The organism is Mesorhizobium sp. M7A.F.Ca.US.006.01.1.1 (assembly GCF_003997935.1).
Classification (GTDB): Bacteria; Pseudomonadota; Alphaproteobacteria; order Rhizobiales; family Rhizobiaceae; genus Mesorhizobium.
Genome location: NZ_RZQL01000183.1, coordinates 2,630 through 14,497, shown reverse-complemented (window position 1 = coordinate 14,497; position 11,868 = coordinate 2,630). Strand labels below are relative to the sequence as shown.

The 11,868-nt window shown below is 59.4% G+C and carries 9 protein-coding genes and 1 pseudogene; 2 read left to right on the top strand and 8 right to left on the bottom strand.

Going from position 1 to position 11,868, the window contains the following annotated elements:
- The 8 genes from EN943_RS26520 to EN943_RS26485 all read right to left on the bottom strand — a co-directional run.
- Nucleotides 1–1,975, bottom strand: a 1,975-nt coding sequence (locus EN943_RS26520; RefSeq protein ID WP_127415249.1) for an FAD-dependent oxidoreductase, incomplete at its 3' end; no start/stop codon positions are given.
- Between the two features lie 77 nt (nt 1,976–2,052).
- A complete protein-coding gene (locus EN943_RS26515) occupies nt 2,053–3,543 on the bottom strand; it encodes an aldehyde dehydrogenase (RefSeq protein WP_127415248.1) in 1,491 nt (496 codons plus the stop codon).
- 260 nt (nt 3,544–3,803) lie between these two features.
- Nucleotides 3,804–4,610: an IclR family transcriptional regulator gene (locus EN943_RS26510; protein ID WP_127415247.1), complete on the bottom strand. Its 807-nt coding sequence runs from the start codon at nt 4,608–4,610 to the stop codon at nt 3,804–3,806.
- Nucleotides 4,611–4,622: 12 nt separating this feature from the next.
- Entirely contained in the window at nt 4,623–5,981 is a 1,359-nt protein-coding gene (locus EN943_RS26505) for an FAD-binding oxidoreductase (RefSeq protein ID WP_127415246.1), read from the bottom strand.
- Nucleotides 5,982–5,985: 4 nt separating this feature from the next.
- On the bottom strand, nt 5,986–6,792 hold the full coding sequence (locus EN943_RS26500; RefSeq protein WP_245475982.1) for an ABC transporter permease: 807 nt from the start codon (nt 6,790–6,792) through the stop codon (nt 5,986–5,988).
- On the bottom strand, nt 6,789–8,090 hold the full coding sequence (locus EN943_RS26495) for an ABC transporter permease (protein WP_127415245.1): 1,302 nt from the start codon (nt 8,088–8,090) through the stop codon (nt 6,789–6,791). Before EN943_RS26495 ends, EN943_RS26500 begins: the two co-directional genes overlap by 4 nt.
- Before the next feature lie 22 nt (nt 8,091–8,112).
- On the bottom strand, nt 8,113–9,162 hold the full coding sequence (locus tag EN943_RS26490) for an ABC transporter substrate-binding protein (RefSeq protein ID WP_127415244.1): 1,050 nt from the start codon (nt 9,160–9,162) through the stop codon (nt 8,113–8,115).
- A 29-nt stretch (nt 9,163–9,191) separates the two neighbouring features.
- The gene (locus EN943_RS26485; RefSeq protein ID WP_245475981.1) at nt 9,192–10,247 is read right to left on the bottom strand and encodes an ABC transporter ATP-binding protein; all 1,056 of its coding nucleotides are present in this window, start codon (nt 10,245–10,247) and stop codon (nt 9,192–9,194) included.
- A 727-nt stretch (nt 10,248–10,974) separates the two neighbouring features.
- On the opposite strand from EN943_RS26485, the gene EN943_RS26480 reads away from it, so the two are divergent.
- Both EN943_RS26480 and EN943_RS38490 read left to right on the top strand, forming a co-directional pair.
- Nucleotides 10,975–11,226, top strand: coding sequence for a hypothetical protein (locus EN943_RS26480; RefSeq protein ID WP_127415242.1), 252 nt, complete (start codon nt 10,975–10,977; stop codon nt 11,224–11,226).
- A 16-nt stretch (nt 11,227–11,242) separates the two neighbouring features.
- Nucleotides 11,243–11,868, top strand: a pseudogene (locus EN943_RS38490) (site-specific integrase); the annotation flags it as partial.

Sequence of the window (11,868 nt, the reverse complement as noted above, 5' to 3'; positions counted from 1 at the left end):
GTCCTGAATAGACGGCGGCATAAATGGCAGCCGGCGCTTCGCAATCCCCAATGCGCGAGACGCGGCGCAGCCGGCCCGCCTGTCCCTCCTCGAGCCGCCTGGTCAGCGCAGCATAGAGTTCGTTGCGAGGCAGCCGCGCTGTGACGAGGACAACGGCGTCGGTCTCTCGGTGGTTCGTTGCGCCTGTTCGCGCATCGATGAAGAGGGCCTGGCCTTCATGCGTGCCGGTGAGCGCCATGTGCGTAACCATTCCGACGCCGCGCTCATATAGACGCTTTGCTGTTCGAATGTTTTCAAGCGTGTTGATCGTGAAGGAGGAGATGTCGGCTGCTGGTGTGACCAGCGTCACATTTTTGCCCATTAGCGCCAGTTTTTCAGCGATCACGGCGCCCATGTAATAGTGGTCGTCGTCATAGACGACAATTCGGCCCGAAGGGATACTGCCGCCCATGATGTCGTCCGGTGTGAACACGGGCACGCTGGCCGACAATGTAAGCGGCTTGAACGCCGCGCGTCCGACGCCATCGGCGCGCCATTGCGATCCTGTTGCGAGCACGACCTCATCGGCGTCAAACTCGAGGACGTCGGCCAATCCGAGATCGCTTTCGAGATAGACCCCGACATTCGAGAGTTTATCGAGCTGAGTGACGCGCCAGTCGCGGACCCTCAGCCATTCACGCAGGCCCGGCAGCTCGCCCTCAAGGGTCACGCGGCCACCGAGACGGCTCTGCCGCTCGGCCAAGGTTACCTGGTATCCGCGCTGACCGAGCGCCCGGGCGCATTCGAGGCCCGCCGGCCCACCGCCGACCACGAGCACGCTCGAATCGCTTGATTTGGTGGAAATTCGCTCGGGATGCCAGCCGCGACGCCATTCCTCGCCCATGGTCGGGTTTTGCGTGCAGCGCAGGTTCGTCATGGCAAAGTGGCTCGACACGCAGATGTTGCAACCGATGCACTCGCGGATATCTTCGTAGCGCCCCTCCTCGATCTTCTTCGGCAGGAAGGGATCCGCGATCGAGGGGCGCGCGGCGCCAATCATGTCAAGCACGCCGCGACGGATCAGACTTGCCATTGTGTCCGGCGAGGTGAAGCGCCCGACACCGACGACCGGCTTGGTGGTGACGCCCTTGATCCCGGTCATGAACGGCTCGTGGTCGTTCTCCGATGCGAAGCGGGAGGTCGGCGAATCGTCAGCCCAAGTCCCCACCACGAGATCCCATAGATCGGGCAGTTCGGCGAGCAAGCTGATGGCCTCTATCCCTTCGTCCGCTGCCCGAAGTCCTTCGGGGCCAAACAGTTCATCGATGATCAGACGTACGCTAACCGCGCAGGCATCGCCGCCACCCTCTCGCGTCGCCTCGATCAATTCCTTCAGAAGGCGAACCCGGTTTTTCAGCGAGCCGCCATATTCGTCGGTGCGCTGATTGCGGGGCGAAATGAATTGGAAGGCGATGGTGGAAAAATTGCCGTCGACATTGAGGATGTCGAAGCCAGCCTTACGCGCACGCTGCGCCGCCGCCTTCCACCAGCCCAGCAGTGCCTTGATGTCGGACTTGTCCATGGCGCGAACCTGGACCGGATGGTGTCCGCTGACGGGTCGGTCCATCGGGCCGAGCGGCACGTCGCGGGTCATGCGATTGGCGTTGTAGTAGGCGGGATAGGCGAGTTGCACGCCGGCGAGCGAGCCGTGCTCGTGGACCGCTTCCACCATCAATGCGAGCGGTGGAATGTCTCCGTCATCCCACAGCATCTGCAGAACCTCCGGCATGAGGTCGCCAGAGGGATGAACCGAGCAATGCTCGGTGTTGACCACCGCCCACCCGCCCTCGGCCTTGATGCCGCGCATCGCGGCATGGGCTTGCGGTCGCAAATTGCCCATGCCGTTGCAGTGAGGTGCCTGGTAGAATCGGTTGCGAGCGACAACAGGTCCGATCCGCACCGGCTCGAACAGGATATCGAAGCGTGGATCGCGCATGCATGGCTCTTTCTGTGCCCTCGCCTTGAAGAACGAGGAACGGCGTGCTTGGTCAGTGGCTGAAGCCAGGACGATCGCTAGGCGCGGATCTTGATCCAGGTTGCCTTGAGCTCGGTGTATTTGTCGATCGCATGCAGCGATTTGTCCCGTCCGAAGCCGGACTGCTTGTAGCCGCCAAAGGGCATTGTAATGTTGCTCTCATCGAAGTTGTTGACCCAGACAGAGCCCGCTCTCAGCCGGCGAGCTGTGGAGAGCGCGACGTCGATGTTGTCGGTCCACACCGCGGCGGCCAGGCCATAGATGGTGTCGTTGGCGAGCGCGACCGCCTCCTCCGCCCCGGAAAAGGAGATGGTGGCGAGGACGGGGCCGAAGATCTCCTCCTGCGCAATCCGCATCTTGTTGCTGACATTGTCGAAGACGGTCGGCTCGATGTAGTAGCCGCCGGTCTCGCTGAGCACTTGCTTGCCGCCGGACTTGAGCTCGGCCCCTTCCTTGGAGCCGATATCGATGTAGTCGAGCACACGATCCATTTGAACCTGGCTGACCATGGCGCCTAGCTTCGTGGCTGCATCAAGGGGATCGCCAACAGTCAGCGTTTTCCCGACAGCAATCACCTTCTCGAGAAACACGTCCTTGATCTTGGCGTCGACCAGCAGGCGCGAACCGGCGTTACAGACTTCACCCTGGTTGAAGAAGATGCCATAGGCCGCCGCTGTCGCGGCTTCGTCGAGGTTGCCACAATCGGCCATCACGATATGTGGAGTTTTGCCACCGCATTCGAGCGCGACGCGTTTCATGTTCGACTGGGCGGAATAGCTCATGAAGAGCTTGCCGACCTCGGTTGAACCAGTGAACGTCACCGCGTCGACATCCATGTGCAGGCCAAGCGCCTTGCCCGCGGTCTCGCCAAGGCCGGTGACCACGTTGAACACGCCATCGGGAATACCGGCTTCCGCCGCGAGTTCGGCAAGCCTGATCGCGGAGAGCGGTGACTGCTCGGCAGGCTTGAGAATGACCGAGTTGCCTGCTGCCAGCGCTGGCCCGAGTTTCCAGCATGCCATCAGCAAAGGAAAATTCCATGGAACGACCGCCGCCACGACGCCGACGGGCTCGCGGGTAATCATGCCCAGTGCACCGCTGCCGGTCGGAGCAATCTCGTCGTAGATCTTGTCAATCGCCTCGGCGTACCAGGCGATCGTATTGGCCGATGCCGGGACGTCGATTGAGCGCGCGTCCCAGATCGGCTTGCCCATGTTCAAGGTCTCAAGCAGTGCGAGCTCATCACCGTGCTGATGCATCAGCTCCGCGAAGCACTGCAGCACTTTCTTGCGTTCGCTCGGCGAGCGCCGCGACCAGGATCCCGACTCGAAGGCGCCGCGCGCGGAGCGAACCGCCAGGTCGACATCCGCCGCGTCGCACGACGCTATCTGGGCAAGCGTTGTTCCATTGGCGGGATTGATCGCGTCGAACACCCCACCCGATACCGCGTCGACGAATTTTCCGCCGATGAATGCCTGTTTGCGGAGATTGAGATTTGACGCGGCCTGCCGCCAGTCGATCGCACTCATCGGATTGCCTTTCTCGATAATCGATACATAGCTTCAATTAACGAGAAAATAGACCTGTCGGCCGTTAGCTGTCAACACAAGATCGCGATGTTCCATATAGATTTCTTTTAACAGGAGCCCCCCCGATGACATTCGTCAGATATTTCTTGCGGAGATGTTCTCAGACGTTGCGCGAAAAAGCAGTTTTTACAATAATACGCGCCATAAAGAGCGCTTCGGTTACTACCGAACGCTGCCGCATCGACAAGGATTTTCTGGATTCAGGCTGTGCTTTTTAACGTATGCCGGAATTGTTTCTCGAGGACCTTGGATAATTTCTCCGCCAGGCGCTTGACCACTGCGACATTAATTTCTCGGTTGGTGTCGATAATCCCCTGGATCGTGCCCGTCACGCACAGGCTATGCTGCGTACGCTGCCCATCGATCCTGATCGGGGCGGCGATCGCGGCAAATCCGTCCACATCTTCTCCGATACAATAGGCCACGCCGGTTTTGCGCACGAGTTGCAGCTCTTCCACGAGATCGTCGAAGTCGACTTTGGTCGCCGCCGTGAACCGCTTGAGCGGCTTGTCGAGCACCGAAGCGATGAAGTTCGGATCCTGAAAGGCTAGGATCGCCTTGGCCGAGGCGCCGGCGTGTGCTGGGATTTCATGACCCGGGACGATGTAGGCCCTGACCAGATCGCCGGGCGCGACCATGTCGAGGCTGCGCACGCTGTCGCCCGACAGTCGCGCGATGAAGCAGGCCTGGCCGGTTTTTTCTGAAAGCTCTTGCAACGTCGGACGCGCAACGACCTTGAACCAGTCGTCGCTCGCACCTGAAAAGAGCAGCCTTTCCAACCGTCGCCCAAGCTTGAAATTGGCCGCGCTTGGGCCGCTCTGCTCGATCAGTTCAACATCAGCCAAGCTCTTCATCAGCCGATAGGCCGAGGCTTTCGGCAGATCGAGCATCTCGCCGACGGAGGTTCCCGAAATACCGCCGGGAAAGCCGGCGACGATCTCAAGAATACGGACATAGCGCTCAAGAGGCTTTTCAGTGGCCGGTTTGCCCGTCGGAGTTTTTGCCATGATGTATACGTTCTAGCCCCTTGCGATTCGATCATCATGCCAGTCGAAATAGCGCATAGCCAAGGGCACGAACCACGGCGAGCCGTTAAAGAATGGCACCGTGGGAAATTTTTCGACATCGAAGGCCGAAGATGTATCTCCCCGTTGAAGAATTCGGGCAGCAAGCTTCTCCCCGAAATGTGTTCCAAGGGGAATGCCTGCAAAGTTGTAGCCGAGGGCGAAGTGCACCCCGTCCTTGACGCCGATATGGGGTATGAAATCGAAAGTACCCGCGCAGTGCCCGGTCCAGGCACGACTGAGGCGGACACCCTCAAGGTCAGGCAGAATTCTCACAAGGCGATCGCGGAGCGTACCTGCGAGCGGCGTTGCCGTCGGGCTCGCCGTACCAGTCATGCCGCCAAACAGAATGCGGCTTGAATCAGGTGCCGGGCGAATAAAATCGATGTTCATCCTGGTGTCGAGATAGGTGCGGCGGCGCGGCATCACCTTGTCGATCGTTTCCGGGGGCAACAGCTCGGTCGCGACAACAAAACCTCGGAAAGGAATGACCCGCCTTGCAAGCCATTTCAGATCGCGGCTCGTATAACCATTGGTGGCGACAATGACATGAGGGGCAACGACGTTTCCTCTCGACGTACGAACGATCTTCCCGCTCGCACCGTGCTCGACGCCCACGACATTGGTGAGAGGATGCAGCCTGACGCCGGCCTCAAGCACCTTGGAGAAAAGGCCAGCGTGATAAAGGCCGGGGTGAATCGAACCGAGATCCGGAATAACCGCCCCGCCATGGTATCTGTCGGAGGCGATCTCCGTACGGACGTCCTGCTTCTCGACAACCGAATAGTCGAACCCGACGGCCTGCCGCGTCTGTTCGAGTTCGCCAATCAAAGCTTGAAAATGGGCTTTCGAATTGGCGGCAATGAACCGGCCGCAGCTCTGGTAATGGCACTCGATGCGCTCACGCTCGACGAAGGCCGCAACACCGCGCAAAGCCGCATCAAGCTCGCGATAGACCCGCACTGCGTGGTCGCGCCCAGACTTTGCCGCCAGCCATTCGACGGACCGCTTGAGCGTGCGGCCAACGAAACCGGCATTGCGGCGTGCAGCACCCTCGCCGATCCTCTGCGCATCGAAAACAACAACATCACAGCCCGAGCGGGCCAGATGCAAGGCGGCGACCAGACCCGTGATGCCACCGCCAACGATGACGACATCAGCCCTGCCGTCAAGGCTGATCGGCCCCGTATTCTCGTCGGCTGCGGGCAGCGGCGCCGCCGACCACCAATAGGGCTCTTCAAGATAATCGTCGGCGAACAATCCGGCTTGCGCCGCACCAGCCGTCCTGGGGTCCTGCGACATGACATGCAGCATCACGTTACCTATTTTTGTTGGCGTTGTAGGCTGCAGCCATCAGGCAACTCGTCAGTATGATCATCACCGTGGCGGCGGCGAGGATCGTTGGATCGAGCTGTTCACGCAGTCCCGTGAACATTTGCTTTGGCAGCGTGCGCTGCTGAGGTCCGGCAATAAAAAGGACCATCACCACTTCGTCGAATGACGAGGCGAAAGCGAAGACCGCTCCCGCCGCCACGCCTGGCGCGATAATTGGAAGCATCACCGTTCGAAATGCCGTCACGCGGCCGGCGCCGAGACCTGCCGCGGCCCGCATCAGGTTGAAGTCGAAGCGCGTCAGCGTCGCCGTCACGGTGATGACAACGAAGGGAGATGCCAAAATGGTGTGTGCAATAACGACGCCGGCGTAGGAATAGTTGAGGCCGAGCGGCGAAAAGAAAATGAACAGCCCAAGGCCCAGCACGACGACGGGAACGATCATCGGTGAAATCGCAAGCGCCATCACGGCGGTGCGCAAAGGAAACCGTGGATTGACAAGCCCGATTGCCGCGAGGGTGCCCAGAGTCGTGGCGACGATGGTGGTCGACATCGCAATCACCAGACTGTTGACCATTGCTCCGGTCCACAAAGGCGAGGAAAAAAGCTCCGCGAACCAGCGAAGAGACAACGCACGGAATGGGTAGGTAAACCAGGGATCGGCATTGAGCGAGATTGGGAGAGCGACCGCCAGCGGCAGCATCAGCAAGAGAAGTGCGATCCCAACAAATCCATAAAGCGGTATCCGAATGTAGGTCGGAAACTCGGAATAGACGCGGCGGCCCATGTTCATATCCGATCCGACGAGTGACGCGCGACATGCCGCGCAAGAGGCAGAGCAACGAGGCCGGCCCCCAAGATGAGTATGACGCTAAGGGCCGAAGCAAGCCCCCAATTCAGATCCTCATTGGTAAACCTGGCAATGAAGAAGCTCACCATCTGATCGGACGGTCCACCCACCAATGCGGGCGTCAAATAGAAGCCGAGGCACAGAACGAAGGTGAGAAGTCCGCCGGCGGCAATGCCTGGAACCGCCTGCGGCAGAAAAATAGTCGCATGTGCAAGAAGTGGCCCTGCCCCTAGGCTGCGGGCGGCCTTTACCTGGTTCGTCGGAATAGCCCGCATTACGCTGATCATGGGCAAGACCGTGAACGGCAACTGGATCTGGATCATCGCGATAATGGTCGCCATGCGCGTGTAAAGGAGGGGCAGCGGCTCGGATATCAGTCCCGTTCGGGCCAGCGTGGCGTTGAGAACGCCGTTGGTCTGAAGGAAGACTATCCACGACATTGTTCGCACGAGCAGCGAGGTCCAGAACGGCAGGAGAATGAAGAACAGGAGGACTGCGGCCGTGCGCCCGCTGGCATTGGCTATGACATAGGCGACTGGGTATCCGATCAAGATCGTGAGCCCCGTCACAACCAGACTGATCAGGATCGTCCTTAGATAGATCGACCGAAAATCATAACTCGTTTCCTGAGACAAGCGACCATCGGCTTCGATCTTTACAGGAAAGCCTGTTGCCCAGCGCAAATAGAACGCGCTGTAGCGACCGTTATAGTGCTTGAAGATGCTCCACACACCGCTCTGTCCCCAGGCCGGGTCTGCCTTGATCAATTGGGCCTTCCAGGCCTGCGGGTCGGCGCGGTCGAAATCCTCCGACAGGATCCGCTGGGCACCCAGGATGATGTTTGCCCCACGCGACAATTCGTAACCCACCCGACGGCCTAGGGGGCGTACTGATCCAGCATGTCCCGCGGCCTCGAGCTCCTGACCAAGGGTCATGTAGACGGCACTGAGCGGCACATCATCTCCGTCCCAGGCCTGAAGCGCCTGCGTTGTCAGCGGCAGGGCTCTGGCGATTTCCCCATCCGATACCGCCGTATGAACGATCGAACCTATGGGGATCACCAGAAACAGAAGCAGAAAAATCAGGAGCGGCGCCGCCGGAAGCGCAGCCCGAGCTGCCCTGCGGTGGTTGTCGCTCCTGACCGACGGGCGAACGACACGCTCCGACGGTGCCGCGGCCTTTGCCGCAGGGGTATCATTCTGCGTCATCATCAGGCCCACGTCACCGTACGGCAGTGTCATGCGAGAACTCCGATCACTCGGCTTACTGGGAAATCCAGCTGGAGAAGCGGGCGTTCAGCGCCTCACCGTTTTTGGCCCAAAATGCACCATCCTGCGCCAGGGCACCCTCGCTGTTTTGCGGGGCGGACGGCAAGTTCGGCAGCACGTCCTTGGCAACCAGAGCGCTGGCGGCCTTTACGGTCGGACCGTATGCGATGTACGTGCTCAAGGTGGCGTTGACATCTGGCTTGACGCTGAAGGCCACGAACTCCTTGGCGGCTGCAAGGTTCTTCGACCCGGATGGGATAACCCACATGTCAAAGCCACGGATCTGATTGGTCCAGGCGATCCCAAGATCGGCATTTTCCTTGGCATTGGCGTCCGCTATGCGGCCGTTCCAGGCCAGCGCCATCTTCACCTCGCCGGATTTGAGCAGCTGCGGCGGTTGGGCGCCGGCCTCCCACCAGACGATGTCCTTCTTGATCGTGTCTAGCTTCTTGAAGGCTCTGTCAACGCCGGCGGGCGTTGCGAGCGTCGTATAGACGTCCGACGCCGCGACACCGTCGGCGAGCAGGGCAAGTTCGAGCGTGTCCACCGGACTCTTGCGCAAGCCGCGTTTGCCGGGGAAGGTTTTGGTGTCGAAAATGTCGGTCAATCTGGTAGGGGCCTGCGGGAACGCCTGTTTCTGAAACGCCAGGATCGTGGCGTAGACGCTCGTTCCCACCGCGCAATCGGTGAGGGCGCCATCAACGAGACCCGCGGACTTGAAGGCCGCGTCAGCACCAATCTTCTCAAGCAATCCCTGGTCGCAGGCCGTCGCCCCTGTTTGCGGATCGACGTCGATGACGTCCCAGGCAACATTGCCGCTATCGACCATGGCACGCAGCTTGGCCAGTTCACCGCTCCAGGTGTCCTGGGTCACGGTTATGTTCTTTGATTTCGCAAATGGATCGAGAAATGCCTTTGTCTGTGCTTCCTGCAAAGCCCCACCCCAGGAAACGACGGTCAGAACGTCTGCCAGGGCTGGAAAACTGACCGCAGTCAGGACAAGCCCGACGAGGAACGATTGTTTGAATGAACGTGCGCGTAGCATGTGATGTCCTCTCTGGATTTTCGGTTGTGTTATCTGCCGTCAAGCGCCCATGCATCGCGCGGCTCCCAGTCGAGAAGGACAGGGCTGCCCATCTCCATCTGGATTCCCAACGATGATGAACTCTTCGCAATCAACCGTTCCCCGCCCGGCAGTTCGACGTGGATCCGGAACTGGTCGCCGCAGTAGATGATGTCGCTGATTTCCCCGCTAAGCGTTCCGGCGCGGTTCTGCCCAGTGATGCGGACGCTCTCCGGCCTGATGGCGATCGTCGCTTGTTGATCAACCTTCGTGTGAACGCTACTGCGCGCCCAAATTTCCTGGCCGCCGGCGAGCCTTGCGCGCGCCAGGTCGCCTTCGATCGAAACGACTTTCGCATCAAGGCAGTTGTTGTCGCCAACGAACTCCGCCACGAAGCGGCTCGCGGGATGGCCGTAGATATCTTGAGCCGAACCTATCTGCTGGATGCGGCCATCGTTGAAAATGGCGATCCTGTCGGACATCGTCAGCGCTTCGTGCTGATCGTGCGTCACATAGACGACTGTAAGGTCAAGCCGATCGGCGATCCGACGGATTTCGAGCTGCAAGTCCTCGCGCAGCTTCTTGTCCAACGCGCCGAGCGGCTCATCCATCAGCACCAGGCTGGGTTCGAAGACAAGCGCCCGAGCAAGCGCGACCCTTTGTTGCTGGCCACCCGACAGGGCCGCGGGCCTACGCTGCGCAAGGTTCGAAAGTTGGACCATCGCCAGCGCTTCGTCGACGCGAGTGGCGATCTGCTCCCTGGAGGAGCCGCGCACCCGCAACGAATAACCAACATTCTCGGCGACCGTCATATGCGGAAAGAGGGCATAGTTCTGGAACACCATGCCGATGTTCCGCTTTTCCGGCGGCTTGTCCTGAATCGGCCGCCCGTCGAGCGTGATTTCACCCGCTGACGGATATTCGAAGCCAGCGAGCATCATGAGCGTCGTCGTCTTACCCGAGCCTGAAGGACCAAGCAGCGTCAGAAATTCGCCCTTCGCGATGTCAAGGTTCAGGTCGCGCACGACGAAGCTATGGCCGTCATAGGTTTTGGATATGCCGGTCATGCCGACATGCATCGGAGGCTGAACCATGGCTGAAAGTATCTATCCCATTTTCTCGATTTACGGGACTTATTATTGAATATCGAGAATAAAAGCACTCGGGTTGGCCTGCGTCAATCCCCTATGCACAAATTCTGACCGACTAGGGGTTGGGATCTTTGACTGGCGACCATCCTTGTGAGCGCTGCCCAAATGAGCAACGCTCATCTGCCCGCCCACTTTCTGAGACGATCGCTTCAGCAGAAATGGCGCTCAACACGGTCAGTGAGAACGAAATTGCATCAGTCGACACAGTTCGGTCGGTGGGAGAAACTACCGCCAGTGCTTACGTCGAATTGGTCACACCGTAAGATCGAGTGGCATATCCTTGCATAAATTATTGAAATATAATGGAAAATTGGCGCGCCCGACAGGATTCGAACCTGTGACCTGCCTTCGGAGGGCATCAGCTAGCCTCTGCCCCCAAATTGGAAAGTTTGCTAAGCCGCGTGCATCCGATAGCAGAAGAACGTCTCTTCTATAGTGGGTGGTGCGATGTGGCGTTCTCCCGACTCGGACCGCCGCAGCCGCGGTCTGCTATCCTATTTTCACGCCGCTACCGCCGTTTGCCGCATTGGCCGGACAGATCCATCCCAGGCATTGCAAGGAAAGGGTAGCGTGATTGCTTCTTAGGTGAATGCTCCACCGTCGCGGAACTCAGCCCGCGAGGCGATGTGCAGCGAGAAAAGCAATGAAACGCGCACTTGGCGGGCTCCTGCTGTTCGGCATTAATCGAGAACAGGCAGCGGTAGCTATCGGCGTCAGTCCAACGACGTTCGACCAGATGGTCGCGGATGGCCGTATGCCACAACCGCGGATGCCCAGCAAAGAGCGCTATGTCTGGGACGTGGAGGAACTGGCAGAGGCATTCCGGCGGCTACCACACCGCAACAGCAAACTTGACGGCGTGTCCTCCAGCGATAATCCTTGGGATCGCAGATGATGGAGTGGCGAGCACCATGGTGAAATTCAATCTGAAAGGCGTTGTCGAAGACAGGGATCGGCACGGCAATATCCGGCTGTACTTCCGCGCACCGGGTAGAAAAAAGATCCGTCTGCGAGAAAAGCCAGGTTCAGCCGAGTTCCACGAAGAAGTGCGCTGCGCGCGAGATGGCGTTCCTTATGCTTCGGCTCAGAATGTGGTCAGGCCTGTAGTGAGGCCAATGGCCCCTCGCGGCAGTCTGATGTGGCTTTGCCAGGAGTATTTCCGGCGCGGTGGCGCAGAGGTCGGCGAAGGCACGATGCTTCGACGACGAACAATACTCGAAGGCGTTTGCAAGCTGCCTCACCCGCTGAGCGGGCCAGTCAATCCGGACTTCTCGACGAAGGGTTCATTACCATTCGCGGCCATGAAGCGGGCTCACGTCAAGGAGCTCCGTGATACCCGGTCAGACGCTCCGGGGGCAGCCAACAATATTACAAAAGCCATTAGCGCAATGTTTGCTTGGGCCAAGGATGCCGAGATGGTTGAGGTCAATCCGGCAAACGGAATAAAGCGCCTGACTTCGGGCAATGGCGAAGGTTTCCACACCTGGGAAGTGTCGGAGATCGTCCAGTATGAGAAACGGCATGCGCGCGGCACCAT

What these genes read in the sequence shown, in the direction of transcription:
- EN943_RS26480 (WP_127415242.1), top strand. Translation starts at nt 10,975, where the DNA reads ATGAAACGCGCACTTGGCGGGCTCCTGCTGTTCGGCATTAATCGAGAA.
- EN943_RS26510 (WP_127415247.1), bottom strand. Translation starts at nt 4,610, where the DNA reads ATGGCAAAAACTCCGACGGGCAAACCGGCCACTGAAAAGCCTCTTGAG.
- EN943_RS26500 (WP_245475982.1), bottom strand. Translation starts at nt 6,792, where the DNA reads ATGAACATGGGCCGCCGCGTCTATTCCGAGTTTCCGACCTACATTCGG.
- EN943_RS26490 (WP_127415244.1), bottom strand. Translation starts at nt 9,162, where the DNA reads ATGCTACGCGCACGTTCATTCAAACAATCGTTCCTCGTCGGGCTTGTC.
- EN943_RS26505 (WP_127415246.1), bottom strand. Translation starts at nt 5,981, where the DNA reads ATGCTGCATGTCATGTCGCAGGACCCCAGGACGGCTGGTGCGGCGCAA.
- EN943_RS26495 (WP_127415245.1), bottom strand. Translation starts at nt 8,090, where the DNA reads ATGACACTGCCGTACGGTGACGTGGGCCTGATGATGACGCAGAATGAT.
- EN943_RS26485 (WP_245475981.1), bottom strand. Translation starts at nt 10,247, where the DNA reads ATGACCGGCATATCCAAAACCTATGACGGCCATAGCTTCGTCGTGCGC.
- EN943_RS26515 (WP_127415248.1), bottom strand. Translation starts at nt 3,543, where the DNA reads ATGAGTGCGATCGACTGGCGGCAGGCCGCGTCAAATCTCAATCTCCGC.